At 54.2% G+C, this 26,616-nt stretch carries 27 protein-coding genes; 10 read left to right on the forward strand and 17 right to left on the reverse strand.

Annotated elements, in window-relative coordinates; genetic code table 11:
• The first annotated feature begins 103 nt into the window (after positions 1–103).
• The gene (locus C3Z11_RS14280; protein ID WP_106478627.1) at positions 104–571 is read left to right on the forward strand and encodes an outer membrane lipoprotein; all 468 of its coding nucleotides are present in this window, start codon (positions 104–106) and stop codon (positions 569–571) included.
• Between the two features lie 172 nt (positions 572–743).
• Entirely contained in the window at positions 744–1,724 is a 981-nt protein-coding gene (locus C3Z11_RS14285; protein WP_106478628.1) for a lipid A deacylase LpxR family protein, read from the forward strand.
• Positions 1,725–1,938: 214 nt separating this feature from the next.
• Here the strand turns inward: C3Z11_RS14285 and cydB are convergent, their stop codons facing one another.
• On the reverse strand, positions 1,939–3,069 hold the full coding sequence (cydB, locus tag C3Z11_RS14290) for a cytochrome d ubiquinol oxidase subunit II (RefSeq protein WP_106478629.1): 1,131 nt from the start codon (positions 3,067–3,069) through the stop codon (positions 1,939–1,941).
• Between the two features lie 12 nt (positions 3,070–3,081).
• On the reverse strand, positions 3,082–4,689 hold the full coding sequence (locus C3Z11_RS14295; protein WP_106478630.1) for a cytochrome ubiquinol oxidase subunit I: 1,608 nt from the start codon (positions 4,687–4,689) through the stop codon (positions 3,082–3,084).
• Positions 4,690–4,938: 249 nt separating this feature from the next.
• Between C3Z11_RS14295 and C3Z11_RS14300 the strand changes: the two genes are divergently transcribed.
• The 4 genes from C3Z11_RS14300 (at position 4,939) to brnQ (ending at position 8,928) form a co-directional block, all read left to right on the forward strand.
• Complete coding sequence (locus C3Z11_RS14300; protein WP_106478631.1) at positions 4,939–5,718, forward strand: lipopolysaccharide kinase InaA family protein; 780 nt, start codon at positions 4,939–4,941, stop codon at positions 5,716–5,718.
• A 183-nt stretch (positions 5,719–5,901) separates the two neighbouring features.
• On the forward strand, positions 5,902–6,474 hold the full coding sequence (locus C3Z11_RS14305; protein ID WP_106478632.1) for an OmpW/AlkL family protein: 573 nt from the start codon (positions 5,902–5,904) through the stop codon (positions 6,472–6,474).
• 281 nt (positions 6,475–6,755) lie between these two features.
• Positions 6,756–7,382, forward strand: a complete 627-nt coding sequence (locus C3Z11_RS14310; protein WP_106479056.1) for an OmpW/AlkL family protein — start codon at positions 6,756–6,758, stop codon at positions 7,380–7,382.
• A 220-nt stretch (positions 7,383–7,602) separates the two neighbouring features.
• Positions 7,603–8,928, forward strand: a complete 1,326-nt coding sequence (brnQ, locus tag C3Z11_RS14315) for a branched-chain amino acid transport system II carrier protein (RefSeq protein ID WP_106478633.1) — start codon at positions 7,603–7,605, stop codon at positions 8,926–8,928.
• 12 nt (positions 8,929–8,940) lie between these two features.
• On the opposite strand, the gene C3Z11_RS14320 is transcribed toward brnQ, so the two are convergent.
• The gene (locus tag C3Z11_RS14320) at positions 8,941–9,435 is read right to left on the reverse strand and encodes a gamma-glutamylcyclotransferase family protein (protein ID WP_106479057.1); all 495 of its coding nucleotides are present in this window, start codon (positions 9,433–9,435) and stop codon (positions 8,941–8,943) included.
• 6 nt (positions 9,436–9,441) lie between these two features.
• Positions 9,442–9,777, reverse strand: a complete 336-nt coding sequence (locus C3Z11_RS14325; RefSeq protein ID WP_106478634.1) for a YqcC family protein — start codon at positions 9,775–9,777, stop codon at positions 9,442–9,444.
• A 230-nt stretch (positions 9,778–10,007) separates the two neighbouring features.
• Here C3Z11_RS14325 and C3Z11_RS14330 point away from each other — a divergent pair, with 230 nt between their 5' ends.
• The 4 genes from C3Z11_RS14330 (at position 10,008) to C3Z11_RS14345 (ending at position 12,965) form a co-directional block, all read left to right on the forward strand.
• Positions 10,008–11,045: a DUF3549 family protein gene (locus C3Z11_RS14330; RefSeq protein ID WP_106478635.1), complete on the forward strand. Its 1,038-nt coding sequence runs from the start codon at positions 10,008–10,010 to the stop codon at positions 11,043–11,045.
• A 4-nt stretch (positions 11,046–11,049) separates the two neighbouring features.
• Complete coding sequence (locus C3Z11_RS14335) at positions 11,050–11,490, forward strand: ATP-dependent zinc protease family protein (RefSeq protein WP_106478636.1); 441 nt, start codon at positions 11,050–11,052, stop codon at positions 11,488–11,490.
• Between the two features lie 17 nt (positions 11,491–11,507).
• The gene (rimK, locus tag C3Z11_RS14340) at positions 11,508–12,416 is read left to right on the forward strand and encodes a 30S ribosomal protein S6--L-glutamate ligase (protein WP_106478637.1); all 909 of its coding nucleotides are present in this window, start codon (positions 11,508–11,510) and stop codon (positions 12,414–12,416) included.
• A gap of 84 nt (positions 12,417–12,500) precedes the next feature.
• Positions 12,501–12,965, forward strand: coding sequence for a hypothetical protein (locus C3Z11_RS14345; protein ID WP_106478638.1), 465 nt, complete (start codon positions 12,501–12,503; stop codon positions 12,963–12,965).
• 63 nt (positions 12,966–13,028) lie between these two features.
• On the opposite strand, the gene C3Z11_RS14350 is transcribed toward C3Z11_RS14345, so the two are convergent.
• From C3Z11_RS14350 to hflX, 13 genes are all read right to left on the reverse strand, one after another.
• Positions 13,029–13,679 carry a SanA/YdcF family protein gene (locus C3Z11_RS14350; RefSeq protein WP_106478639.1) on the reverse strand — a complete coding sequence of 217 codons (651 nt, stop codon included), beginning with the start codon at positions 13,677–13,679 and terminating at the stop codon, positions 13,029–13,031.
• Between the two features lie 149 nt (positions 13,680–13,828).
• Positions 13,829–14,392 carry a putative Fe-S cluster assembly protein SufT gene (sufT, locus tag C3Z11_RS14355; RefSeq protein ID WP_106478640.1) on the reverse strand — a complete coding sequence of 188 codons (564 nt, stop codon included), beginning with the start codon at positions 14,390–14,392 and terminating at the stop codon, positions 13,829–13,831.
• 59 nt (positions 14,393–14,451) lie between these two features.
• On the reverse strand, positions 14,452–15,696 hold the full coding sequence (locus C3Z11_RS14360; RefSeq protein WP_106478641.1) for an aminotransferase class V-fold PLP-dependent enzyme: 1,245 nt from the start codon (positions 15,694–15,696) through the stop codon (positions 14,452–14,454).
• Entirely contained in the window at positions 15,696–17,024 is a 1,329-nt protein-coding gene (sufD, locus tag C3Z11_RS14365; RefSeq protein WP_106478642.1) for a Fe-S cluster assembly protein SufD, read from the reverse strand. Before sufD ends, C3Z11_RS14360 begins: the two co-directional genes overlap by 1 nt.
• Positions 17,021–17,773 carry a Fe-S cluster assembly ATPase SufC gene (sufC, locus tag C3Z11_RS14370; protein ID WP_106478643.1) on the reverse strand — a complete coding sequence of 251 codons (753 nt, stop codon included), beginning with the start codon at positions 17,771–17,773 and terminating at the stop codon, positions 17,021–17,023. Before sufC ends, sufD begins: the two co-directional genes overlap by 4 nt.
• Positions 17,774–17,900: 127 nt before the next feature.
• Positions 17,901–19,343 carry a Fe-S cluster assembly protein SufB gene (gene sufB / locus C3Z11_RS14375; protein ID WP_106478644.1) on the reverse strand — a complete coding sequence of 481 codons (1,443 nt, stop codon included), beginning with the start codon at positions 19,341–19,343 and terminating at the stop codon, positions 17,901–17,903.
• Between the two features lie 36 nt (positions 19,344–19,379).
• Positions 19,380–19,847 (reverse strand): SUF system Fe-S cluster assembly regulator, encoded by a 468-nt coding sequence (locus C3Z11_RS14380; RefSeq protein ID WP_106478645.1) that lies wholly within the window; start codon positions 19,845–19,847, stop codon positions 19,380–19,382.
• A 304-nt stretch (positions 19,848–20,151) separates the two neighbouring features.
• Complete coding sequence (locus tag C3Z11_RS14385; protein ID WP_106478646.1) at positions 20,152–21,447, reverse strand: adenylosuccinate synthase; 1,296 nt, start codon at positions 21,445–21,447, stop codon at positions 20,152–20,154.
• 58 nt (positions 21,448–21,505) lie between these two features.
• On the reverse strand, positions 21,506–22,693 hold the full coding sequence (locus tag C3Z11_RS14390; protein WP_106478647.1) for an ATP phosphoribosyltransferase regulatory subunit: 1,188 nt from the start codon (positions 22,691–22,693) through the stop codon (positions 21,506–21,508).
• 66 nt (positions 22,694–22,759) lie between these two features.
• The gene (locus C3Z11_RS17320; protein WP_394810216.1) at positions 22,760–22,957 is read right to left on the reverse strand and encodes a DUF2065 domain-containing protein; all 198 of its coding nucleotides are present in this window, start codon (positions 22,955–22,957) and stop codon (positions 22,760–22,762) included.
• A gap of 188 nt (positions 22,958–23,145) precedes the next feature.
• Positions 23,146–24,030, reverse strand: a complete 885-nt coding sequence (gene hflC, locus C3Z11_RS14400; protein ID WP_106478649.1) for a protease modulator HflC — start codon at positions 24,028–24,030, stop codon at positions 23,146–23,148.
• Positions 24,027–25,247: an FtsH protease activity modulator HflK gene (gene hflK, locus C3Z11_RS14405; RefSeq protein WP_106478650.1), complete on the reverse strand. Its 1,221-nt coding sequence runs from the start codon at positions 25,245–25,247 to the stop codon at positions 24,027–24,029. The genes hflC and hflK overlap by 4 nt, the downstream gene beginning before the upstream one ends.
• 47 nt (positions 25,248–25,294) lie before the next feature.
• On the reverse strand, positions 25,295–26,602 hold the full coding sequence (hflX, locus tag C3Z11_RS14410; RefSeq protein ID WP_106478651.1) for a ribosome rescue GTPase HflX: 1,308 nt from the start codon (positions 26,600–26,602) through the stop codon (positions 25,295–25,297).
• Between the last annotated feature and the right edge of the window lie 14 nt (positions 26,603–26,616).

A 26,616-nucleotide genomic window follows, 5' to 3' on the forward strand; every position in this document is an offset into this window, starting at 1 on the left:
TATTGGATTGTCTAATTAGGAAACATTGTTCGCGAGCGCTATTTTAAAGCATACGCCAACGTTTGGTTCCACTTAAGCGTGTGCAACGATGGAGACAGTACTTATGAAACGTTATTTAGCAGTAGCAGCGTTAGGCCTTCTCACGCTCGGTGGTTGTGCCAACAGTGATATCTATTCTGGCAATACCTACACAGGCGATCAGGCCAAGACAGCACGCAGCGTAAGCTATGGCACTGTCACAGGCGTACGCCCAGTCACTATCCAGGCGGGTAACGCCAACGATACTGGGCTTGGCTCCATCGGTGGCGCCGTAATTGGTGGCCTGTTAGGCAATCAGTTCGGCGGCGGTTCAGGCCGTGTACTGACGACAGCGGCTGGTGCTTTGGGCGGCACGGTCGCAGGTACCAAGATTGAGCAGAACGCCAACCAGGTCGACGCCTATGAAATCCAGGTTCAGCGTGACGACGGTCAAAACGTAGTGGTTGTGCAGAAAGCGGACACACCTTACCAAGTCGGTCAGCGCGTACGTTTGATCGGCTCCGGTAACGACTTGAGTGTCGCGCCCCAGTAACCGCATCAGCGCAACATGGATAAAAAAACCGTGCGTCGTGAGACGTACGGTTTTTTAATTATTTATAATTAATATAACGCAATTTAATTAGCGCCCTATCAAATGAACGGGACGATACGCTACATTAAGGCGTATTACACATAAAAATCTTTACCTCGATAAGGATGTCACCATGGTACGTCGTGCACTGCTCTTTGCTGCTTGCGCCATCGGCTCTTCCCCTGTTCTGGCCGATGGTATCTTGTCCCTCAAGGTGGAAAATGATCTTTTGGCCGTCGGCGATCAAGATGGCCACTATACCAACGGCATCGAAGGCGCCTGGACCTTCGAACCTGGCGCCGATCACTGGACACGTCGCCTGTCCAACAGCATTCCCCTGTGGTCGCACGGCGAAGTCGATGCCGTGACCTACCGTGTCGGCCATCAAATGTATACGCCGACCAATATCAAGCGTAGTGACCTGATCGAGGATGACCGTCCTTATGCCGGTTATCTTTACGGCGGTATATCTCTGTTTCAGGACAATGCAAGCCGTTGGTTAAGAACTACAGATGCGCTCCATCTCGATATAGGGATCGTAGGCCCTGCAGCGGGAGCCAAACACTTGCAGAAAGTGGCACACAACATCTCCGGTAGTGACGACCCCGAGGGTTGGCATAATCAGCTACATAACGAGCCAACGGTCTCTCTCGGCTGGAGCCGCGCTTGGTGGCTACGCAACTCACTCGGTGGCCTTGAGCTGGAATACGGACCCAATGTCGGTTTCAATCTCGGCAATCTTTACGACTACGCATCGAGCGGCATAGGCCTGCGCTTCGGCCACGATCTCGAACATCACTACGGCATCCCCGGGGTAGCGCCGTCACAGAGCGGCCGAAGCTACTTTACTCCAAATGCTGCTGACTTCGGCTGGTTCGGCTTCGTTAATCTCGAAGGCCGCTACATGGCACATAATCTTTTTCTCGACGGTAACACTTTCGAGGATAGCCATGATGTTGACCGCCGCGAGTGGGTTGGCGATGCCCAGGCCGGGGTTGCCTTCAACTGGAACCGCTGGAGCCTGGCCTTCACCCATGTGTGGCGCACCCACGAGTTCGAGGAACAGGATAGATCTGACCGTTTCGGCTCGCTGGTACTATCGACGTGGCTATAACTCTGAGCCAAGCATTATAAGAAAACCCTGCCGCTTGGCAGGTTTTTTTTACATCATAGCGTGAGGAATATCTCACTCTCCGCCCGGAGAGGTGTTACTCATCGTCGAAATGCTTTTCCATACGCACCGTTACATAGGCAGCAAGCCCGCAGGAAAAAGCGACCGCTGCTATCCAGAAGAGATACCACATGACATTCTCCTCGCGCTTACGATTTCAATAAAGGACATGATTGTTGCTGGAAATGTGCTCAAGGGTGATGCGCCGCCACATCTTGATATAGCACCACAGGGTGTAACTCAGGATCACAGGCACCATGACTAGCGCGACCCAGAACATGATTGTCAGTGTCATCGCACTCGACGTTGCGTCCCACAGCGTCAGGCTCGCCGCCGGCTGCAGGCTGGAAGGCATGATGAAGGGGAACATCGCCAACCCAGCGGTTGCAATCACTCCTGCCATCGACAGTGAGCTGGCAACGAAGGCTAAACCGCCCCGCTTCATACCGGCCAGTGCGAAGGCCACCAAAGCGCCTGCGATGCCCAGCAAGGGCGCGATCCACTCAAGCGGATTGTCGTATTTCGCCAGCCAGCTCGCATGGGTCACACTCTTGTTAAGTAAGTTCATTGCCCCACTGGTATCTCCGATTTCGGTCACGACATAGCCCATTCCGGACTGACCGACCCAGGCGCCAGCGATCATGAACAGCACCACCAGCGCTATCGCCCCGCCCTGCAGGGCAACGCGTGAACGCTCGGCGACGACACGGTCGGCGCGCGCCATCAACCAGGCACCGCCATGCATCACGATCATCGCCACCGAGATCAGCCCGCACAGAATCGCGAAAGGATTGAGCAGTTCGAAGAAGGTGCCGGCGTAGCTCGCCCGCATCATCGAATCGACCTCAAACGGCACGCCCTGAAGCAGATTGCCGAAGGCGACGCCAAACACCAGCGTCGGAACGAAGCTGCCGAACCAGATCAGGCGGTCCCACCACGTACGCCACTGCGGCGACTCGATCTTGGAGCGGTAGTCGAAGCCGACCGGGCGGAAGAACAGCGCCAGCAGCACGAGCAGCATGGCAAAATAGAAGCCCGAGAAAGCAGTAGCATACACTGGAGGCCAAGCAGCGAAAATAGCGCCGCCTGCGGTGACTAACCAAACCTGATTGCCGTCCCAATGCGGCGCAATGGTATTGATAACTACACGCCGCTCAGCATCATTGCGGCCGACGAAAGGCATCAGGATCGCAGCCCCCATGTCCATACCATCGGCGATCGCGAAGCCAATCAGTAATACCCCAACCAGAAGCCACCAGATCAGCTTCAACATTTCGTAATCAATCATGATTCTGCCCTCTTATGCGAGCTTCGTGGTGGTAGTCACAGGCGCGGGAGAAGCATCATCTGCCTCGAGTCGCTGGTTCTCCAGGTGATAGCGGCCGGTATGCAAGCTTGACGGACCAAGCCGTGCAAAGCGGAACATCAGCCACATCTCGACGACCAGCAGCGCTGAATAGACGGTGATGAAGCCCACCAGGCTGATCCACAGATCACGCGCCGTCAGCGATGAGGTGGCCATGAAGGTCGGCAGGATTTCACCAATCGCCCAGGGCTGACGACCGAATTCGGCGACAAACCAGCCGGACTCTATGGCGAGCCAAGGCAATGGAATCGCGCACAGGCACGCCCGCAGCAGCCAGGTGTACTGGGTGTAGCGGCGCGTGTAGCAGATCCACAGTGCAGCAATCAGCAGCACGAACATGGCAATACCGCACGCCACCATCAGGCGGAAGGCAAAGAACAGAGGCATGACCGAAGGAATGCTGTCGATCGCCGCCTGATGGATCTGCTCGGGCGTGGACCGGGCAGGGTCGGCGACATAACGGTGCATCAACATGCCGTAACCCAGATCCTGCTTATGCTGCTCGAACACGGCGCGCGCCTCGGGCGTGTCGTTGCCGCTGCGGATCGCCGTGAGCGCGGTTACCGCCTGGATACCATTGACGATGCGCTGCTCGTGCTGAGCGACAATGTCCTTGAGGCCAGTGACCTGCTCGGTGGTTGAACGAGTGGCAATCAGCCCCAGCACATAGGGAATCTTGATTGCAAAGTCGGTCTGCTGCGTTTCCTGATTGGGAATACCAAACAGCGTGAAGGACGCTGGAGCCTCTTGTGTCTCCCATTCGGCTTCGATCGCAGCAAGTTTGTACTTCTGCACATCGCCCATCTCGTAGCCGGACTCGTCGCCAAGCAGCATCACACCGAGCACAGCACACATGCCGAACACAGACGCGACGGTAAATGAGCGCTTGGCAAAGGCCACGTCGCGCTTCTTGAGCAGATAGAAAGCGCTGATGCCGAGTACAAACAGCGCGCCAGCCACATAGCCGCCCATCACCGTATGGACGAACTTGACCTGCGCCACCGGATTGAACAATACCAGAGCGAAATCCTGCATCTCCATGCGCATGGTATCGATGTTGAACTCGGCACCGAGCGGGTTCTGCATCCATCCGTTGGCGATCAGTATCCACAGCGCGGAGAAGTTCGAGCCGAACGCGACCAGCCAGGTCACGGTCAGATGCTGATACTTGCTCAGACGATCCCAGCCAAAGAAGAACAGGCCGACAAAGGTGGATTCAAGGAAAAAGGCAACCAGCCCCTCAATGGCCAACGGCGCACCGAAGATGTCACCTACATAGTGGGAGTAATAGGCCCAGTTAGTGCCGAACTGAAATTCCATCGTCAGGCCGGTGGTGACCCCGAGAGCGAAATTGATGCCAAACAGCTTGCCCCAGAATTTCACCATGTCCTGATAGATCTGTTTTCCGGTCACGACATAGACGGTTTCCATTATCGCCAGCAGGAATGCCAATCCCAATGTGAGCGGAACGAAGAGAAAGTGATACAGCGCGGTCAACGCGAACTGCCAGCGCGACAGTTCTACCAAACTTTCCGAGATCATGTGCTTGCCCTGTTCTTTGAAAAGGACGCTTACGATGTTCCCTATGTCGCTTTTTTGTTGGTGACCTGCTGCGACGAAAGAGACCCCCATAAAAACCCCATGGCTTTTATGGTTTTTGATTGTATGCCTCGCGCCGCTCAACGAAAGTGGACATGTTGTCGCATGTATCTGAAAGATTCATACTGTAACCATCCGCATACCAGCCGATAGTATTAAATCACCTCTATTTATTAAGCATTGAACACTGCCATGAAAGACACGATTGCACCCGAAACAAGAACACTGTTCGAAAATGCCGGACTGACGAGTTTTGACGTCATTTGGAATAAGGAAATTCCTGCGGTCGATGCTCCTAATCTGGAGCGAGGCGGACATTCTGAAGTCGGCCTTCTTGAGCTGGATACATTGGAAGGTACAAAGCGCTTTTACGTTAAACGTCAAATCAACCATCTAGGCAGGAGTTTCGCCCGGCCTCTTGGCGAACCGACGTTTGCGCGCGAGTTGCGTAATATCAAACGCTTCGCCCACAAAGGCATCCCCGCGCTGAGTGCCGCCTGGTATGGCGAGCGGCGCAGCAGCGATGGCTGGCGCGCCATCCTGGTTACGCCCGAGCTGGCCGGCTACGAGGATCTCGTCGGGCTACATGCACGCTGGGAAAATCTTGATGAGGATTCACGTCTGGCTATCGTGGCAAGCAGCGCGCAGCTGGTGGGTAAACTTCACCATGCAGGCTGGATGCATGGCAGTCTCTATGCCAAGCATGTCTTTCTGAAGCAGGACGGAGAGCAGCACTGGCAGGCACAGTTCATCGACTTGGAGAAGTGCCGCCCGCTCCTCACCCGTCGTGACCGGCTGCGCGACCTAGAAATCCTGATGCGCCGCTTACCCAAGTGGGATAGCACCACCCTACGTCATTTCTTTGTCCACTATCTCGGCGGCGACACTAGCGATGCGAGAATCAATAGCTGGCAGCAGGCGCTGGAAAAACGTCAGGCCAAGAAAAAAACTCAAAACATTAAAATCTACTAAAGTTAGTGAATAACTCTAAGCATTGTAATTTCATCAATGGATTCGATTACAAAAACCAATAAAAAACCATGTGACAAATCAAACAGTGTTTCCTATAGTTGTTTCAAGCGTTAGGAAACAGCGTTCCCTAATCGAAAAAAAAGTGATGACAAAGGGCGCTTCGCCCATTGCAAGGAGATATTCATGAAACTGACAAAAGTACTTTCCGCTACTCTGCTCGCTGGTACTGCTGCATTCGCCGCTCAGTCTGCTCTGGCATATGGTCAAGGCGATGTCTTTGTTCGCGGTGATGTTACAAAAAACACCGCTACTGGCACTGGCAATATCGACGATACTCATAGCTGGAGCGGCGCTGTGGGCTATATGCCAATGGATCAGGTGGGCGTTGAACTGAGCACTGGTGGCCGTGAGCGTTATGATATCGACGATAACGGTTCGTTCAAGGCGCGTCCTTACAACTTGGTAGCGCAGTACTACCCACTGGGCGGCACTGATGCCAAGGTTCAGCCTTATGTTGGTGGTGGTGTGAATTACACCAAGTTCTCAAGCCAGCGCCTCAACGATGGTGCCAAACTTGACAGCGATACCTGGAGCTGGGTGGGTCAGGTCGGTGTCGATCTGAATGTTACTCAGAACTGGGCGATCAACGGCTTCGCGCAGTACACCGATCTCGACAGTGACGTGAACAACAGCGGTCGCAACAACATCAATATCAACCCATTGACCATCGGCGGTGGTGTGAGCTTCCGTTTCTAAATAGCATTTTGCTAGAAGCAGTAAGCAGAAGCCGGCCCTAGGGCCGGCTTCTTTCATTTGCGTCGGAAAAAAGTCACATAAGCACTGTGCGACAACACGCCACACCCCAACAATGCCCGCACTAAGCGTGTGGTTATAACTGCGACGAATTACCACATTTCAGCGTAGCGAAACGCTCGTTAGCTTGATCGCCAGGACATCGGACACGGTCCATTTAGCATGTCCGTTTCGATTATTTAAAAAAATGAAACGGACGGGTCATCAAGGAGAACGAAATGAGCATGTCGAAATACGCAATCGCTGCGTTACTGGCCACGTGCAGTCTGTCTACCACCCATGCTTGGGCTTACGGTCAGGGCGATCTCTATACCCGTGTGGGCGTGGCCAAGGTCGAGCCTACCGGCGGTGGCGGCCAGCTGGCAGGTGGCGAGGTCGATGTTGATAGCGAAACCGGCACAGCGTTCACGCTGGGCTATCGTTTTCTCGACCAATGGGGGGTCGAATTGCTCGCCGCGCCGCAGCGTTTCAAGCATGACATCCATCTCAGCAATGGCGTAGACGCCTCCACCAAGCATCTGCCGCCAACGTTCACCCTGCAGTACTACCCATTGGGAGGTAGCGCAGCCCAGGTTCAGCCCTATATTGGTGCCGGTGTCAATTACACACGATTCTCCGGTGAGGAGGTCGATGCCGCCGGCCTGAGTCTGGATATGGACGATTCCTGGGGCTGGGCCGCCCAGGCCGGCGTTGACCTGCTGATCAATGACCACTGGGCCGCCAATCTCGGCGTGTGGTATCTCGATATCAACTCGAAAGCGACCGTTAAAAGCGGTAGCGCGGCCGTGGATAGCGAGCATGTCGATATCAACCCTATCATCGTCATGGGTGGGATCAGCTACCGCTTCTGATACGTTGTCGTGACGTCATAACACGCGCGCGGCTCGCTTATGGACCGCGCGCTTTGCATTTCTCGCTCGTACACTCTGCATTTCCTTTCAGCCTATCGCCGTCATAGGCGATTGCCTTTTGTCAGCCCGGACATGATTGGCGATAATCTCGCCTGTCCCACTTCGACGTTAACGCCGCTCGACGGTCGTCATTCATTTCCGCTGAACACGAGATAGTTCCTTGTCCAGATTGTCCTTCACAGATGTACTGGCGCTGGGTTTCATGACCTTCGCGCTGTTTCTAGGCGCCGGCAATATTATTTTCCCACCTCAAGTCGGTCAAAGTGCCGGCGTGGCCTACTGGCCTGCAGCACTAGGATTTTTAGCCACCGGTGTAGGCTTACCAGTACTGGGTATTGTTGCAGTTGCAGTAATAGGTGGTGGGCTGGATAAAATGGTGTCGCCACTGCCTAAAATCGCCGCGGCGCTGTTCGGCTTGGCGATCTACCTGAGCATTGGTCCGATGTTTGCCCTGCCAAGAACCGCTACCGTCGCCTTCGAAATTGGCGTGGTGCCGTTCATCTCGCTGTCCCATAACGTGGGGCTGATGCTTTTCACCGCGTTATTCTTCACCGTGGCAGTGATTCTTGCGCTCATTCCCGGCCGCCTGGTCGACGTGATCGGCAAATGGATCACGCCCGCTCTGATTGCTCTGTTGATGATCATTGCCGTCGCCACCGTGATCGATCCCCAAGGACCACTGGGGCCGACCAAGTCGGACTGGCAGAATGCTCCGTTCAGCCGCGGCTTCCAGCAAGGCTACCTGACCATGGATACTCTCGCCTCGATGGTATTCGGCATCCTGATTGTCACCGCCGTCAAGGCCCGAGGAATCAGTGACAAGGCGGCGCTAACCCGCTATACCCTCTATGCCGGGCTGATCGCTGGCCTCTGCCTGGCATGCGTCTATCTGCCGTTGACCTACATGGGGGCCACCAGTCACAGCGTGGCGCCAGAGGCAGGCGAAGGCCAGTTGATCCGCCAGTATGTCCATGCGCTGTTTGGTACGACCGGACCGCTGCTGCTCGGGGTGATCATCGTGCTGGCGTGCCTGACCACCGCCGTGGGTCTATTGACCTCGTGCGGAGAGTATTTCCATCGCCTGATTCCGAAGCTGCCCTATCGCGGCACGGTAATAGCCCTCGGCGTCATCAGCGCGGTGATCGCCAATCAGGGGCTCACTGCGCTGATTCAGGTCTCGGTACCGGTTCTGGTTGCGCTCTACCCGCTCGCCATCGTGCTAATTGCGCTGTCGTTTCTGCGCCGCTTCATGCGCGCACCTCGCCCGGTATTCTGCTGGGCCATGGGATTAACGCTGCTGGTCAGCCTGCTCGATGGTCTATCAGCGACCGGAATCGCCGCGCTCTCCGTTCCGGCGACAGCAATCAAGATCCGGCTGCCGCTGGGCATGCAGGATGCCGGCTGGATAGTGCCGGCACTCATCGGCCTGATCATCGGCTGGCTGACCCAGCCGCGTGATACAGCCGGCGACAGGAGCCGGTCATAGACGCTGCTATCGCTAAGCCAAACGCGTCAGCCCCAGCATCGACAGAGTCTCGTCACTGAGCGCCTCGACGCTGGGCTGAGCCTGCAACTTTGCGTGATAGGATTCACTGAGAAACGCTCGGCCGGCAAGCAGATGGTGCATGTATTCCTGCGCTGGCCTGAGCCTCTCTCCGGTCCGGGCCGCCGAGGCGATATACACCCAGGCTTCGATCGGCCCTTCCCTGCTCTCAATCACCATCAACTGGCGATCGTACTCGACTGGGTAACCCTCAAAAGGGTCCATCAATGAAATCTGCGCATCTTCGACCAGTTCGTAAAGCACACCCTCAACATGATGCCCCGCAGCAGGGCGTACATTGGCATGCGATAATCCAGCCACGCGTGAAGCCTTATCGAAGGTCAGTTCCCAATGTTCAAGCCGTCCTGCAAGCGCTCGTCGTGTGCCACCGACACGTGCCTGCATACGTGCCTCGTTCATGTTGCTACCGTAGGCGAAGTAATACCCCATCTTCATTCAGCTCCTTCCGCCCTCGTTCATCACACGGTCAAGCTTCTGGAGCGCCCCGACCACGCTCTGGCGTGCTCCTAAGCTATAATCTTGCATATAAACTTCCGCAGCTGGGGCGATCTGAGAGTTTGTAGGTAACGTTGCCTTGGCATCGATCAATGACCAGAGCCGCGGCACCAGCAGAAAGCGCAACCATTGCGGCAATGTCATGGTATCGATGCAGAAGGGTTGGGTACTTTCAAACGCCTTGGCTTCGGGCTGGACTATTGTCCATAAATCGGCAGCTTGCAGCGCCGCTTCCAAATTAGAAAGTGCCTCACGAAGCTCCTGATGCTGGGTCATATGCTCTCCATTGAAATGTAATTTTATCGTGCGCGATTCATACACAGATTGGTTGCATGAAGGTGTGAATAACTCTGGGACAACATCGTCGAGCCCTTTATTGATGGGCCGCGAGAAAGATTGCACAAATTTTCACCAGTGCACGTTTGAGACTGGCAAGCCGTGGCTCGACACGTTACATTGCCCGCCCGCCGTTCGAACAACGTCACTCAAGATTCTAGCGACGAGTCATGCAAGCGATTAATACACTGTACGAATTTTTTCAACGCGCTGCGATCACGCCCCGCCTCTATCATATGGGCCGACGCGTTGTACCTTGCTCACTCGAACATCTGCATGAGTTCGAACAAGGCCATATTGCCTGGGAATCTCCCTGGCGGCTCGAGGCCCGTCTCGCGATAATTTTTTCACCTCGCGCTGACAGTGATGATCCTGCCGTCTGGTTCCTTGCCCTTCCACTTGACGAGCAAGGTTTTCTTTCACCGGCGCTGCGAGATGCGTTTCTTCAACGTTTGCTGGAAACCTTGGGGCGTAGTGCGCTAGCCCCTACTATTGCCGACACCGCGCAGGTCGACAATCTCATGCAAGACAATCCGCTTGCCTTTACACCGGAGCCGACCTTTCGCGCCATGTTCACCGCCCGAGCCAGCCATGATATGAACAGGCCGGCCAGCACGCACTGGGAACTTGCCGATAGTTACTTCACCGGCCAGCAGCAACTCGACCATTGGCCAGCATTGAGTTGGCAAGGGATAGCCGATTTCGTGGTCCGTCGCCAGGCACAACACGACGTCGATATTGCTTTACGGTTGCCTGAGTTACCTGCAGAAGCCCTCGTGGCACTCTGCTACTGCCTTGAACACGTCCCGCCCATGATCGATGGCTTAATTGACGCGCTGCGCCAACGCGGCGAGCAGGCCAGGGCTGAGCATGACACAAAAGTATTCTATGCTTGTCTACGAGCGGCGATAAGCAGTGCCAACGCACGCGCCAGTGACTGGATGGATGACTTGCTTATGCAAGCGACACATGCCGATAGCGAACTGCTGGCAGCATGTGCAGCACGTGGCTGGCACCACCTTGAGCATGGCGAGCGTCTTCCCCGCTTTCTTGATCTTGCAGCCCAGGGGTCGGATACACAATTTTCCGCCCTGGCACGAGACCTCGCGATGGTGCCACGCCTGCGTATTCCCGTATTGATGACGCTGCGCCAAGCAGCACCCGATTCCACTATTGGCCGACGCCTCAAAGCATTAACCAGAAGCTGAATATATGACTGCATTGCCTTATGAACCACGCGCCATTATCGGACGGCGTGAGATGGTCACCTTACCCGAACTCGACCTGACGCTGGTCTGCAAGATAGATACTGGCGCCCATACTTCGGCTCTGCACGCCGAAGATATCGAGATCGTCGAATCAGACGATCAGTGCTGGGTTTCATTCACCACTTGGACAGGCGATGAAAAGGAAGAAAATGCAAGGCGTTTTACTCTACCCATACATGACCGACGTAAAGTTCGCAGCTCCAACGGGGTCAGTGAATGGCGTTATGTCATTCAAACACCGATGCAGCTTGGCCCACTCAGTTACAATATTGAGCTAACTCTCGTCGACCGCAACGAGATGCGCCACCCCATGTTGTTGGGACGGCGTGCAATGCGGCGCTTGCTTGTTGCACCAGGTACCTCTTTTCTCCACGGCGCGCCCTGATTCCGTAAGGATTGGCTATGCATATCGCTTTACTCTCGCGTAACAGCACCCTGTATTCCACGCGCCGGCTTGTCGAGGCGGCGGAACAGCGCGGTCATACTATACGTATCATCGATACGCTGCGCTGCTATATGAACATTACTTCTCATCGGCCCTCCATTCATTATAAGGGCGAAGAGTTAGAGACATTCGACGCCGTAATCCCGCGTATCGGTGCATCAGTCACGTTTTATGGCTGTGCCGTGCTACGTCAGTTCGAGATGATGGGCACTTACGTTTTAAATGATTCGGTCGGCATTACACGTTCACGTGACAAGCTTCGTTCCCTGCAGCTACTGTCACGCAAGGGACTGGGCCTGCCCGTCACAGGTTTTGCCCACTCGCCGGATGATATTCCCGATCTGATCAAAATGGTCAAGGGCGCCCCACTGGTCATCAAACTGCTTGAAGGGACTCAAGGCATTGGCGTCGTATTGGCCGAGACCAATCAGGCGGCTGAAAGCGTGATTCAGGCGTTCATGGGCATGAAAGCCAACATCATGGTGCAGGAATATATCAAGGAAGCTAAAGGCGCTGATCTTCGCTGCTTCGTTGTCGGCGACAAAATTGTCGCCTCGATGAAACGCCAAGCGGCAGAAGGCGAGTTTCGCTCCAATCTTCATCGCGGCGGCAGCGCCACGAGTATCCGTATTACTCCGGAAGAACGTTCAACGGCCATTCGTGCGGCCAAGGCCATGGGGCTGCGTGTCGCCGGGGTTGATCTGCTGCGCTCCAATCATGGTCCAGTCATTATGGAAGTTAACTCATCACCTGGTCTTCAAGGCATTGAAACTTCTACGGGAAAAGACGTTGCCGGACTGATCATCGAGCATCTGGAAAAGCATGCTGCGCCTGTAAACAAGGTACCGCCACGTCCCAAAGGGTGATATTTCCAGGTACGCTAAATTTATTCTGAACTGGCAAAATGGCGCTTGCGCCTTCACAATCAGCGTCACCGGAGGTGACCGCTCATGTTTCTCGACAATCGCCAAGCGGCGATAGACAGCCTGCTCGAGGCGCTAGCCGACAGCCTCGACTATTTCCAGGATAATCTGACTCGTTTAAACGAGCCGGTGCTTGATGTGCTGCGCAAGCATTTCGATGAACGCCGTGAGTACCTCAGCGAATTACAAAAATTGACGCGCAAACATTTGAACCTGTTACCGCGTGACGCGGATGTCGAGCGTGATGATTATCTTTGGTTGTGGAGCCGTCTAAAGAGCTTTGTTGGGAATGACAGTCAAGTACTGATTAATGAGCTCCTCGAACAGGAACGTGTGCTGATGCAGGCGCTTTCGACTGCCTTCACCCACCCCCTGCCCGAAGAGATGGAGCCTGTCATGGAAAGTCTGTGGCGCAATTGCCGCACGCTTATTCGCGAACTCTATCGATTGCAAGGACAGAAGCGCCCTCGTATTCGTCATCGCCGCGGATAACATGGAAAGACACTGATAATGAGTGGATTGCCGCGAAAAAAGCCGCTTGGTCAGGCGGCTTTTTTATTCAGGCAATATAACTTTGGGACCGAGAAAGTGAGGTTGACGCCCCCAGATATAAAGATCACCTACCATCCCCACGGTCGCCAACCACTCCCGCACATGCAGATTGAAATCAAGACGTGCCCGGCTGGGCTGTGCAGCACATCCGCTGGCGTTTAGCCCCACCTCATCGGCGATGAACAAGGCGCGTGGTAAATGCCATTGCTGAGTGATCAATACGACTCGATGAAGCCCGAAGACCTTCTTGGCGCGTACTAGCGTATCGAACGTACTGAACCCGGCATAGTCGAGCGTCATGCGCTCTGTAGCGACATTGCGTTTTTTCAGATCACGCCACATGTAGACAGGTTCGTTGTAGTAACGAGTATGATTATCGCCGGAGAGAAGCAGGTGCTGGATACGATGGAGCCGCAGTAAATGCGCAGCAGTATCCAATCTCGCATTGTAATACGGGTTGGCCCCACCTCCGCGTAATCCATAGGAGGTGCCAAACACGATACCAATGGAGGCTGGCTCGCATAGCATTACATCGCTCTGGATACGATCACGTGTGGCTCCCCACACCCATGTATTGATCACAACCACAGCAATAAAAATACTGCAAACAAGACCCAACACGCTGTAAGCAAGCGTCTTGAGAAAGCGGAACATGCCGTCTCCTACCCAGAGAAAATACTCACCGGCATCATGATCACGTTATCGTGACCTTACCTAGCGCTACACAGATGAAAAGCTTATATGAAAGGCTTCCATGAGTTCGCGCTAGCTTAACGAGAGGGCTAGCGAACAACAAGCCATCCTTAGAACATGCCCAGTTCAAGACGCGCTTCTTCGCTCATCATTTCGCGCGACCATGGAGGACTGAAAACGATCTCGATATGCACTTTCTTGACCTGGGGAGCGCCGAGAATCTTGTGGCGAGCATCTTCTGCAATAACATCGCCCATGCCACATCCCGGTGCGGTCAATGTCATACGGATGTTGACCATCTTCTCGCCGGATAGCAGCGTATCGATGCGACATCCGTACACCAGCCCCAACTCCACGATATTGACCGGGATCTCCGGATCAAAACAGGTGCGAAGCTGCTCCCAGACAAAAGCCTCCAACTCTTCATCAGAGGCATGTTCATCAAGTGTCGGTCGTGCAGCAGCCTCAAGACCAAACGCATCGAGATTATGCCCTTCAATCAGATATAGCCGTCCTTCAACCGCTATACTGACCGAGCTTCCCATCGCCTGCATAACTTGGGCAACAGTATCCTCGTTTAAGGTCACCGTTTTGCCGAAGGGAATTGAAATCGCTTCGACGTCACGCTGCAAGGGAAGCTGCTGTCCCTTGTAAAGGGATTCGAGCTGACTCATCGTCTCTCCATCAAGCTACACATTGCATCGTCCATCACGTATCAACGTAGTCTTTAATCTCAGCGCACCATAACCAGCACACGGTTTAAGGCATCGACAAATTGATCGACTTCTTCAAGTGTATTGTAAACGCCAAACGATGCACGGCAGGTCGCATCAACGCCGAAGCTATGCAGCAGCGGTTGGGCACAATGATTACCGGTACGGATCGCCACCCCAAATTGATCGATCAGCAGGCCAATATCCTGTGCATGGGCACCATCGACCAAAAATGAAATGACACCCGATTTCTCAGGAGCTTGACCAATGATCCTCATTCCATCAATCGCCAGCATGCGCTCAGTGGCATGCTCAAGCAGGCGATGCTCCCAGTCATTGACCAGCTCGAAATGAAGCCCTGTCAGCCAACGAATCGCTCGTTCCAGTGCGATCACTTCAGCGATAGCAGGTGTACCAGCTTCGAACTTGTGCGGCAGCTCGGCATAAGTCGTGCCTTGATCAAAACTTACCGTCTTGATCATCTCTCCCCCGCCCTGCCACGGCGGCATCGCCTCAAGCAGCTCCGCCTTGCCGTATAAGACACCAACACCCGTCGGACCGTACATCTTATGGCCGGAGAACGCATAAAAATCGGCATCGAGATCGGCAACATCGACACGCTGGTGCGGCACCGCCTGGGCACCATCCACAAGGATCAAGGCACCTTTGTCATGCGCAATCCTCGCCAATTGCTTGATGGGATTAATCGTACCCAAGGCATTTGACACATGCGCCACCGCAACCAGTCGTGTGCGCTCGGTAAACATGTGCTCATAAGCATCGAGATCAAGCACGCCACGCTCATCGACCGGAATGACTTTAAGCGTGACACCTAATTCATTGGCCAACATTTGCCAGGGCACAATGTTAGAATGATGCTCCATATAAGAGATCATCACTTCATCGCCCGCCTTGAGCTGACTCCGGCCCCAGCTATGCACCACCAGGTTAATGGCCTCCGTCGTCCCCCGCGTAAAGATCACTTCACGGATGCTCTCGGCATTAATGAACTCGCGCACGGTATCGCGCGCGTGTTCATAAGCCCCAGTGGCCTCCTCGGATAGCGTATGCAAACCACGGTGGATGTTGGCGTTGTAACGATGATAATAATCGTCGAGCGTATCGATCACAGCCTGCGGTGTCTGGCTTGTCGCGGCGCTGTCGAGATAGATCAACGGCTTACCGTCGTGCACCTGACGGGCAAGAATAGGAAACTCCTTGCGCACCTGTTCGACATCGAGGATGAGATCGTTCGCGACGGTCATTACTCGGACACCTCCACCAGACCTTCAAGGTTGAAACGTTCAGGCAGCTTGCCAGCCACAGCACGCTCGACACGCTCAGCGACTTCCGGCAACCGCGTTGCCTCCATCACCTCATTGGCAAAGGCCAGTGTCAGCAGGCCACGGGCTGTCTGCTCGTCAATACCGCGGGCACGCAGGGCGAATACCGCGTTCTCGTCGAGTTGGCCGGTAGTGGCGCCATGCGAGCACTGCACGTCATCGGCATAAATCTCAAGCTCTGGCTTGGTGTCGATCTCGGCACGATCCGATAACAACAGGTTGGCGTTGCTCTGATAACCGCGCACTTGCTGTGCATCACGCTTGATATAAACCCGGCCGTTGAAAACGCCTCGTGCGCGTCCTCCCAGAATGCCCTTGTAGTTCTCGTTAGAGAACGTCCGAGGCGAGTTGTGATTGACCTGGGTATGGTTATCGACGTGCTGGCGCTCCTGCCCGAAGAACAATCCCCATAGTGCAGTCTCAGCATTTTCACCATTGAGATCGCAAACAAGATCATTACGTACCAGAGCGCCGCCCAGATTCAGATTGTGTGAAGCGAAATTGCTTTCACGGCTCTGATCAACATGCAGACTAGAGACATGGAACTCGCTCTGTGCTGCTTCCTGCAACTTGTAATGCGTCAGGTTTGCGCCGCGATCGAGGAACACTTCGCTGATCACGTTGGTAAAATTAGCCGCATCCTGCTCGCCGACATAATGCTCGACGACCATCGCTTCGCTATTGGCGCCAGCCGATATCAATACCCGTGGATGACTCATTACTGGCGATCCACTGCGAGAGAAGAACAGCAGATAAATCGGCTTTTCAATCACCTTGCCTGCATCTAGACGAATCACCGCGCCTTCATGAGCGAACGCTGTGTTGAGTGCCGCAAAGGGGGAAAAATCCACGTTGGCAAGCCGACCCAACTGACCACCCACCGCCTCATGATTATCGATCAGCGCCTTTGAAAGCGGCTCGACACTGATGCCGTCGGGCAAAGCGCCTATGTCAGAAAGCGTCTCGGACAATAGGCCATCGACAAATACCAGACGATGAGCATCAAAGTTCAGACGCAACGCATCAAAACGCTCAGCGCTGAGCTCCGCGTCCTTTGGCAGCGCAAATTCGCCGTTGGCAATGCGGCTGACATCGGTGTATTTCCACGCTTCGTGACGACGGGTCGGAAAACCCAGCGCTTCAAAACGTGCAGCACCTGCCTGCCGGCGAGCGGCAATCCAGCTAGGCTCGTCGACAGCGGAAGAGACATACTCAGTCAACCGATTGAGAAAGGTATCGGGTGCACTCATGCAGCAGATTCCTCCAGAATCCATTCATAACCACGAGCCTCAAGCTCATGGGCTAAAGACTTGTCACCGGACTTGACGATACGGCCATCGACCAGTACATGAACATGATCGGGCGTAATGTAGTCCAGCAGGCGCTGGTAGTGCGTTACCAGCAGAATCGAACGCTGGCTATTACGCAGCGAGTTGATACCTTCGGCCACCACTTTCATCGCATCGATATCGAGACCCGAGTCGATCTCATCGAGCAGCGCCAGCTTGGGCTGCAGAATCAACATCTGCAGGATCTCGTTACGCTTCTTCTCGCCGCCGGAGAACCCTTCGTTGACAGCACGCTGCAGGAAACTGGGGTCCATCTTCATGAACGCAATCTGTTCCTTGACCAGCTTCATGAACTCCGGCGCAGGTATATCACCCTCACCACGCGCTTCGCGCTGAGCATTGAGTGCGGCCTTGAGTAGATAGATGTTCTTGACGCCGGGAATCTCGACCGGATACTGAAAGCCCATCAGAAGGCCCGCCTGAGCGCGTTCTTCAACTTCCAGCTCAAGTAGATCCTTGCCATCGAAAGTGATGGTTCCTTCACTTACTTCGTAACCGTCACGCCCGGCCAATACCGCAGACAAGGTAGACTTGCCGGCGCCATTGGGCCCCATGATGGCATGCACTTCGCCCGGATTGATGGTCAGGTTCACGCCTTTAAGGATTTCGTTACCTTCTACCGTAGCGTGCAGATTCTTGATCTCGAGCATGATTCTTCGACCTTAAATGCTTGGCGAAGCCGAACGTAGGCTCCGCAGAATTCATCTTGAACTTGCTCGCGTAAAGGCGAGCAAGGTTATATCCATTGTCATGAACAGTGGCTTATAGCCGTACCAATCAGCCCACCGAGCCTTCGAGCGTCACGCTCAGCAACGCCTCGGCCTCGACGGCAAACTCCATCGGCAGCTCCTGGAAGACATCCTTGCAGAAACCATTGACGATCATATTGACTGCGTCTTCTTCGTCTATACCGCGCTGACGGCAATAGAACAGCTGATCATCACCGATCTTGGATGTCGTCGCTTCGTGCTCAACCATCGCACTCGAGTTGCTGATTTCCTGGTATGGGAACGTGTGCGCTCCGCAACGATCGCCGATCAACAAGGAATCACACTGCGTGAAATTACGCGCATTCTTGGCACGCGGCATAATCTTGACCAGTCCACGGTAGGCCTGATCACTTTTGCCTGCCGCAATCCCTTTGGCGACGATTGTCGACTTGGTATCCTTGCCGATGTGAATCATCTTGGTGCCGGTATCGGCTTGCTGACGACCATTGGTTACAGCAACGGAGTAGAACTCGCCGACACTGCCATCACCACGTAACAAGCAGGAAGGATACTTCCAGGTAATCGCCGACCCGGTTTCCACCTGAGTCCAGGTGATTTTAGAACGGTCGCCACGGCAGTCACCGCGCTTGGTCACGAAGTTATAGATACCGCCCTTGCCATCTTCATCCCCCGGATACCAGTTCTGCACCGTGGAATACTTGATATAGGCATCCTCAAGCGCCACCAACTCGACTACAGCGGCGTGCAGCTGGTTCTCATCACGCATGGGCGCGGTGCAGCCTTCGAGATACGATACCTGTGCCTGTTTTTCACAGATAATTAACGTACGCTCGAACTGACCGGTATTGGCAGCGTTGATACGGAAATAGGTCGATAGCTCCATTGGGCATTCGACACCTTCCGGCACATAGACGAATGACCCATCGGTGAACACCGCTGAATTCAGCGCAGCGAAGTAGTTATCGCCCTTGGGTACGACTGTACCCAGATATTTTTTGACCAGCTCCGGATGCTCACGGATCGCTTCAGAAATAGAGCAGAAAATCACGCCCGCTTCGTGCAGCTTATCCTTGAAGGTTGTGGTAACCGAAACTGAATCGAATACCGCATCAACGGCAACGCCTGCCAGTGCAGCACGCTCGTGCAAGGGAATGCCTAGTTTCTCGTAAGTTTCGAGCAACTTGGGATCGACTTCATCCAAGCTTTTCGGTGCATCATCTTTTGATTTGGGTGCACTGAAATAGGAAATAGCCTGATAATCTATCGGCGGATAATTCAGATGCGCCCAATCAGGCGAGGTCATTTTCAGCCATTGATGATAGGCATCCAGACGCCACTCCAGCATCCACTGCGGCTCACCTTTCTTCTGCGAAATAAACGCAATAACATCTTCATCCAAACCGGGCGGTACAGTTTCACTTTCAATGTCAGTCACGAAGCCTTGCTTATATTCGCGACGGACGAGCTGTTCCATTTCTTCAGTTGCCATGGTGCTCTCCCCCTCATCGGGTACAATTCAAATCGGTCAGCCTTCAGCTACGTTCACAAGCGATACGCTCTGAATAGGCAGTTGCATAGGCAATTTAATCGGTGTTGTCTGCGCCAAGTGCGCCAGCGTCACGCTATCCAGCAGTTGGCGTATGGCGATCGATACTCTCTGCCAATTATCCGCAACACCACAGGTTGCGGCGAGATCACAGTCGCCTGTCGCGTGACTGCACTCTGTCATAGCTACTGGGCCATCAATCGCTGCGATAATATCGCTGACGGTAATTTGCGAAGCTGGGCGGGACAATTGGTACCCGCCCTGCACGCCACGGCGCGACTGCAACAAACCAGCGCGCAGCAGCATTTTTAGCGTCTTGCTCACTGTTGGCCGAGGCAACCCCACGTCATCGGCAAGCTCAGCGGCCGCATGCGATTCATTGGGATGACGGGCGATTTGGGCCATAACCACAGCGGCGTAATCACTTAATTTCGATAGTTTCAACATGCCTGGTTCACCCCCTGCATGATTAAGGACTATTTTAGTCCTAATTGCACGAAGAGTGAAGCTAGCCGGCGTTTATCAGCTTGATAGTTAATTTTTTTGACACGTTCGGCGAAGATCGATTTATTAATATAAATTATTGTCATTTGCATTTCGCACGTTGCGAACATACGTGCGTTCGGCAATAGCTGCCAAGAAAGGCCAGCAAACCAACAAAGATACCAAACAGAGGGACAAGATACGAAAAAGCCGGCACAAGGCCGGCTTTTATTATGCTTGAGCATCAACCCTCTATTATGCTTGAGCATCAACCCTCGAAAGGATTGCGCAGCACGATAGTTTCGTTGCGGTCGGGACCAGTAGAGATGATATCGATTGAGACACCAATCTCTGCCTCCAGGAAAGAAATATAGGAACGCGCATTGGCAGGGAGGTCTTCAACGTGCCTGATGCCGAGCGTCGATTCAGTCCATCCAGGTAGGTCGTGATAAACCGGTTCGATTGCCTCATAACCTTCTGAATCGACCGGGTTATCGATCAGGTCGCCATCCTTGGTGCGATAACCGACGCAGACGCGAATATTCTCAAGCCCATCAAGCACGTCCAACTTAGTCAGGCACAACCCAGAGACAGAATTTATCTGCACCGCATGGCGCAACGCTACAGCATCGAACCAGCCACAGCGGCGGGCACGCCCGGTAGTTGCACCAAATTCATGGCCACGCTCAGCCAAATGTTGTCCGAACCGGTCAAATAGCTCTGTGGGGAAAGGTCCAGAGCCTACTCGTGTCGTGTAAGCCTTGGTGATACCCAACACATAATCCAGATAGAGTGGACCAACACCAGAGCCGGTCGCAGTGCCGCCTGCCGTAGTATTGGAGCTTGTCACGAATGGGTAGGTCCCGTGGTCAATATCAAGCAATGACCCTTGGGCGCCTTCAAACATGATGTGATGACCAGCCTTGCGGATATCATGCACCAGCGTGACGGTATCACACACCATAGGACGCAGCTCTTCGGCTATCGCCATGGTCTGATCCAGTACCCGCTGAAAATCAACCGGCGCTTCACCATGGTAGTGCTGCAAAACGAAGTTATGATAATCCAGCACTTCGCCAAGCTTGCTGGCAAAACGCTCGCGATAAAGCATATCCCCAAGACGCAGGCCGCGACGTGCTGCTTTATCTTCATAGGCAGGCCCGATACCGCGCCCGGTAGTACCAATTTTGGCGACGCCCCGCGCCTTTTCCCGTGCAACATCAAGCTGAACATGGTACGGCAGGATAAGCGGGCAGGCCGGCGAAAGACGCAAGCGTTCCCGTACCGGCACGCCTTGTGCCTCAAGCTCGCGGATCTCGTTAATCAGTGCCTCAGGAGAGAGCACGACACCGTTACCAATGATGCACGTCACGTCATTGCGCAAGATGCCCGAAGGGATGAGATGGAGGACCGTCTTCTTGCCATCGATAACCAACGTATGGCCGGCGTTATGCCCCCCCTGGAAACGCACCACCGCCGCGGCGGACTCCGTTAACAGATCGACGACCTTGCCCTTGCCTTCATCGCCCCACTGCGTGCCAAGTACTACGACATTTTTGCCCATTGCATTCGTCTCAAGCTGTAGCTCTGTAAACATTGAAGAGGTGGCAACTCAACGGCAGCTATTGCACACCCAGCGCGACTACCTGCCACTGCCCTGCTACCTCAACCAGTTCCCTATCGCAGCGGTGAGCTGCGGCATTGGTAGATTGTCCAGGCAACGCCTGGACAACACGTTCTCCAGCCGCCCTGAGTTCGCCGACTCTCATGCGAAGCGCAACATCCTCACGAGCCGGAGCCCAGATACCATCACATGGGGGCTCCTGTTCAGCAAGCGAAGCCAGCATCTTTAAATCCATCGAGCAGCCAGTCGCAGGCCGTGGACGACCGAACGCCCGGCCGGTGTCATCGTAACGACCGCCCTTGGCCAAGGCCTGACCATAACCTGGTACATAAGCAGCAAAAACCATCCCCGTGTGGTATTGATAGCCTCGCAGTTCAGCAAGATCAAAATACAACGAAACGTGGGGAAATATCTCACTGATACTGCCCTGAATAGCAAGCAGCTGACTCAGCGCATCGGCTACTGAAGCTGGTGCGGCAGCAAATACCTCTCGGGCACGTGCCAATACATCATGCCCTCCATGCAAGCGGGGAAGATGACAAAGCATGGCAGCCAATGCAGAATCGCTGACGAATTGCGCTACCAGTGCATCTACATCGCTCAGGTTTTTTCGCTCTACTGCTTCGAACAGCGCAAGCTCGTCATTCTCATCAAGCCCCGCTTCCTCAGCCAGCGCACGGTAGATGCCGATATGCCCAAGCGCCAGATGGATGTCTTCAGCCCCGGCAACGGTCAGGCTCGACAAGGCAAGACGCAGAATTTCAATATCCGCTTCAAGTCCTGCGTGACCAAACAGTTCAAGCCCAACCTGTACCGGGCTGCGCCCCCCTTGATACTCATCTGCCTGAGCGCGCAGCACATGGGCGCAATAGCAGAGCCTTACCGGCCCATCTCGGCGCAGAGAGTGGGCATCCATACGTGCCACCTGCGGCGTGACATCGGCACTGGCGCCCATCATGCGGCCGGTCAACTGATCAGTAAGCTTGAAAGTCTGAAGTTCTAAATCGGTACCGGTGCCTGTTAACAGCGAGTCAAGAAACTCTACCGGCGGCGGTACTACCAGGTCATACCCCCAGCAATCATAGAGATCAAGCAGCGCCCGGCGCAGCGATTCCATACGCAGCGCCTGCGGGGGCAGCACTTCATCCATGCCATCGGGGAGCAGCCAGCGGTCAGCAATCGTCATTAGGCCTGTCCTGCCAGAGAATAAAGACGTGCAACGTCAAAAACGATACGGATAGCAATCTACGCTTCACGATGAACGTATCAGCCAGATCGCGCCCGTACCGATAAGCATGAGCACAAGGCCCAGCATACGTAACTGTCGATTGGGCAATGTTGATATCCCAAGAACTGTGCGCTTATAGGCGGCTGGGCTTGCGAAAGGTAACAGCCCTTCGATTATCACCACCAGACACAGCGCAATCCATAGTTCCTGAAGCACAGGCACATCGCCTTATCTCAACGTGAAACTTATCGTAAGCCATGTGAAAAGCGTCTGGTACCAGCCTTGTGCATAGTGCAAAAGGGAAATCACAGCCACAAAAAAACCGGGCCACGCCCGGTTTCAAGAGTCTATCATGTTTTGCCAATTCATGTACCCCGCGAGGCACAATCACCTTTCACGGGGTATCAGCCTTATTGTGCCGTATCTAGGCTCGGTTGATGGAAGTAACGGAAAAACTCGCTGTCCGGACTCAACACCATCAAATCGCTCTTATCGTTGAAACTGTCGCGATAAGCCTCAAGGCTACGATAGAAACGGAAGAACTCTTCATCCTGCTGATATGCCTGCGCATAGATAGCTGTAGCAGCGGCATCCCCTTCACCACGTAGCGTCTGGGACTGCTGATGGGCACGAGCCAGAATAACTTGACGTTGGCGGTCAGCATTAGCACGAATTCTCTCAGCTTGTTCCTGCCCCTGAGCACGATACTCACGCGCTTCACGATGGCGCTCGGTGCGCATGCGTTCATAAACCGCCTGCGAAACTTCACTGGGCAGCTCGATGCGCTTGATGCGGATATCGAGGATGGTGACACCTAATTCTTCACGCATCGCTTCATCAAGACGCTTTCTTGGATCATTGATCATTTCATCACGCTGTTCGCTGATGATCTGAGTCAGTTCAAGACGTCCAAAAGCATTACGCAACGCTTCATCCACGCGAGGAGCAATCAAGCGCTCGGCCATTTGACGATCACCCGTGGTCGCCTCATAAAAGCGCCGCGGGTCGACAATTTTCCACTTAACGAAAGAATCAACGATAACCGCCTTCTTTTCTCGCGTCAGATAACGGCTGGCATTGGCATCAACGGTAAGAACCCGTGCATCAAAGGTACGCACCGTGTTGTAGACCGGTACTTTGAAGTGCAGGCCCGGCTGAATGTTATCTTCCACTACGGCACCGAAGCGCAGCTTGATGGCCTTTTCCGTCTCATCGACAATATAAAGGCTGCTGCTGGCAATCCAGGCCACTATGGCAAGAAGCGCAATAATGACCAAGGCACGATTATTGATCATTGACGGCCCTCCCGTTGAATGGCACCGCTACCGTTCTGACGAATATGTTCCACTACTCGTTGAGACAGTGCCTCAAGCTGGTCGGTGTCCACATTCTGACTGTCATCATTATTGAGTGCAGGACGCGTCTGTCGACCCTGGCCCAGCTTGTCTAACGGTAAGTACATTACGGAGTTGCCTTGATCCACATCGATCAATGCCTTGCTGGTCTTACTGAAGACGTCACTCATCGTTTCCAGATAGAGACGTTCACGTGTCACAGCAGGTGCCTTTTCGTACTCACGCATCAGATCGGTAAAGCGGCTAGCATCACCTTGAGCTTCAGCCACAATTGATTCCTTGTACCCCTTGGCTTCCTCAATGACACGCTGTGCCTCACCTTGAGCTCGGGGCAAAATGGAATTCTCGTAGGCCAGCGCCTCGTTGATGGAACGCTGACGATCCTCACGCGCCTTGATGACATCATCAAAGGCTTCCTGCACCTGATCAGGCGCAGAAGTACCCTCAACGTTAACTGCCTGCAGTTGAATGCCGATACCGTATGCATCGAGATAAGACTGTAGCCGCTGGTTAACGTTGGTTGACAACAGCTCGCGTCCCGACGTCAGAATTTCATTCATATCGGTGCCGCCCACTTCGTGACGAAGAGCTGAGTCGAGGGCATTCTCGAGGCTCATTTCCGGTGACTGAACGTGCAGCACGAAATCACGCGGATTGGACACCAGATACTGCACCGACATCCTGACCTGAACGATATTTTCGTCTTGGGTCAACATTGACGCCGACTGAGTCAAGGAACGCACCTGTGTCACGTTAACCGTACGGATGTCATCCACAATCGGCGCATTCCAATGCAAGCCAGGATTTACCGTATTCAGATATTTGCCGAAACGCAGTACGACACCACGCTCCGATTGGTCAACGAGATAAAAGCCTGATGCGAACCAGACCGCGATGGCAACAATGACAAGCACCCCGGGCAGCATGAACGTACTGCGTCCACCCCCATTCCCGTTGTTGTTGCCATCGTCATTGCCACCACTGCGACGCTTGCTGAATAAGCCGTTTAGTTTGTTCTGCAGCTTTTTCAACGTTTCATCCAGATCAGGAGGGCCATTGGGTTTATTACCCCCTCCACCATTGTTACCCCCGTTGCCGCGACCACCGCCGCCCCAAGGATCCTTCTGGTTGTTGCCACCTGGCTCATTCCAAGCCATACGTTGTCTCCACTAGACAGTAATTGCGAGCGTTACGCCCCAGCCGCTCAGAATTCTTCCTTGAAGTCTTCGGGAGGCAGATAATCTCGGGGATTTTCACCAGCTCTGGCAAGCAATTGCAAGAAATCTCGACGCGGTAGCCGAATAGAGATAACCGTCTTGCCCTGTTCGTCGTAACTCTCCTCACGAACGGCATCGAGCTCGTGCAATTGGGCGCGCAACCATCCTTGTGAAGGCGCAAGCGTCAAAGAGAGATCGAGGACGTCTACGGCCAAACGCTCGGAAAGCGCTTGTTCAAGCAGGTCAAACCCACTCTCATCGCGGGCCGAGAGCCAGACCGTGTCCGGATGGCCATGATCGTCACGCTCAAGCCGTGGAGACATGCCCAGCAGGTCAATCTTGTTCATGACCAGCAGTCTAGGCACCTCACTGGCCCCAATCTCGGTTAGTACCGCATTGACCTGAGCGATGTGGCTGTCCCTCTCGGGATCACCCGCATCAATAACATGGATAAGCAGGCTCGCCTCGGCAGCCTCTTCCAGCGTGGCACGAAAAGCTTCGACAAGTTTATGCGGCAAATGTCGTATGAACCCTACGGTGTCAGCCATGACAATCGGGCCAACATCTGGAATGTCCAAGCGCCTGAGCGTCGGGTCCAATGTCGCGAATAACTGATTGGCTGCGTACACATCGGACGAGGTCAACGCATTAAAAAGCGTCGACTTGCCCGCGTTGGTATAACCTACCAAAGACACGGCAGGAATTTCGGCCCTGCTACGGGCGCGACGGCTCTGATTGCGCTGACTACGCACCTTGTCAAGACGCTTGTGAATAGCCTTGACCCGCGCACGCAATAAGCGGCGGTCAGTTTCAAGCTGGGTTTCACCCGGACCACGCAACCCGACCCCACCTTTCTGGCGCTCAAGGTGCGTCCAGCCGCGAACCAGGCGTGTCGACATATACTCGAGCTGCGCCAGTTCAACCTGCAATTTCCCCTCATGCGTGCGGGCACGCTGAGCAAAGATATCGAGAATCAGACCGGTACGATCAAGCACACGACACTGCAGCTCTCGCTCCAGATTTCGCTCTTGAGAAGGCGTTAGGGTGTGATTGAAAATGACAAGTTCGGCGTGGTGAGCTTGAAGCGCATCGCGCAGCTCCTCAACCTTACCCTCGCCGATGAACGTTCGTGAGTGTGGCGTACGCCGACTCCCCTGAATCAGGGTAGCCGGCGCGGCCCCAGCAGAACGGACTAGCTCCAGGAACTCGGAAGAATCTTCAGGTTCCTTGGCGTCCTGGACATCAATATGCACCAGGACGGCAACTTCTCCACTATCGGGACGTTCGAAGAACAATCAGCGCCTCACAA

The sequence above is a fragment of the Phytohalomonas tamaricis genome (genome assembly GCF_003012345.1).
Lineage (GTDB): Bacteria > Pseudomonadota > Gammaproteobacteria > Pseudomonadales > Halomonadaceae > Phytohalomonas > Phytohalomonas tamaricis.

Bases quoted from the DNA above. Each gene is read 5' to 3' on its own strand.
- C3Z11_RS14390 (WP_106478647.1), bottom strand. From the start codon at position 22,693: ATGACGATTGCTGACCGCTGGCTGCTCCCCGATGGCATGGATGAAGTG.
- C3Z11_RS14280 (WP_106478627.1), top strand. From the start codon at position 104: ATGAAACGTTATTTAGCAGTAGCAGCGTTAGGCCTTCTCACGCTCGGT.
- C3Z11_RS14295 (WP_106478630.1), bottom strand. From the start codon at position 4,689: ATGATCTCGGAAAGTTTGGTAGAACTGTCGCGCTGGCAGTTCGCGTTG.
- cydB (WP_106478629.1), bottom strand. From the start codon at position 3,069: ATGATTGATTACGAAATGTTGAAGCTGATCTGGTGGCTTCTGGTTGGG.
- C3Z11_RS14350 (WP_106478639.1), bottom strand. From the start codon at position 13,679: ATGTTCCGCTTTCTCAAGACGCTTGCTTACAGCGTGTTGGGTCTTGTT.
- C3Z11_RS14300 (WP_106478631.1), top strand. From the start codon at position 4,939: ATGAAAGACACGATTGCACCCGAAACAAGAACACTGTTCGAAAATGCC.
- C3Z11_RS14360 (WP_106478641.1), bottom strand. From the start codon at position 15,696: ATGACCGTCGCGAACGATCTCATCCTCGATGTCGAACAGGTGCGCAAG.
- C3Z11_RS14330 (WP_106478635.1), top strand. From the start codon at position 10,008: ATGCAAGCGATTAATACACTGTACGAATTTTTTCAACGCGCTGCGATC.
- hflC (WP_106478649.1), bottom strand. From the start codon at position 24,030: ATGATCAATAATCGTGCCTTGGTCATTATTGCGCTTCTTGCCATAGTG.
- sufD (WP_106478642.1), bottom strand. From the start codon at position 17,024: ATGAGTGCACCCGATACCTTTCTCAATCGGTTGACTGAGTATGTCTCT.
- C3Z11_RS14305 (WP_106478632.1), top strand. From the start codon at position 5,902: ATGAAACTGACAAAAGTACTTTCCGCTACTCTGCTCGCTGGTACTGCT.
- C3Z11_RS14345 (WP_106478638.1), top strand. From the start codon at position 12,501: ATGTTTCTCGACAATCGCCAAGCGGCGATAGACAGCCTGCTCGAGGCG.
- sufC (WP_106478643.1), bottom strand. From the start codon at position 17,773: ATGCTCGAGATCAAGAATCTGCACGCTACGGTAGAAGGTAACGAAATC.
- C3Z11_RS14285 (WP_106478628.1), top strand. From the start codon at position 744: ATGGTACGTCGTGCACTGCTCTTTGCTGCTTGCGCCATCGGCTCTTCC.
- rimK (WP_106478637.1), top strand. From the start codon at position 11,508: ATGCATATCGCTTTACTCTCGCGTAACAGCACCCTGTATTCCACGCGC.
- hflK (WP_106478650.1), bottom strand. From the start codon at position 25,247: ATGGCTTGGAATGAGCCAGGTGGCAACAACCAGAAGGATCCTTGGGGC.
- C3Z11_RS14380 (WP_106478645.1), bottom strand. From the start codon at position 19,847: ATGTTGAAACTATCGAAATTAAGTGATTACGCCGCTGTGGTTATGGCC.
- sufT (WP_106478640.1), bottom strand. From the start codon at position 14,392: ATGAGTCAGCTCGAATCCCTTTACAAGGGACAGCAGCTTCCCTTGCAG.
- C3Z11_RS14325 (WP_106478634.1), bottom strand. From the start codon at position 9,777: ATGACCCAGCATCAGGAGCTTCGTGAGGCACTTTCTAATTTGGAAGCG.
- C3Z11_RS14310 (WP_106479056.1), top strand. From the start codon at position 6,756: ATGTCGAAATACGCAATCGCTGCGTTACTGGCCACGTGCAGTCTGTCT.
- C3Z11_RS14320 (WP_106479057.1), bottom strand. From the start codon at position 9,435: ATGGGGTATTACTTCGCCTACGGTAGCAACATGAACGAGGCACGTATG.
- sufB (WP_106478644.1), bottom strand. From the start codon at position 19,343: ATGGCAACTGAAGAAATGGAACAGCTCGTCCGTCGCGAATATAAGCAA.
- C3Z11_RS14335 (WP_106478636.1), top strand. From the start codon at position 11,050: ATGACTGCATTGCCTTATGAACCACGCGCCATTATCGGACGGCGTGAG.
- C3Z11_RS14385 (WP_106478646.1), bottom strand. From the start codon at position 21,447: ATGGGCAAAAATGTCGTAGTACTTGGCACGCAGTGGGGCGATGAAGGC.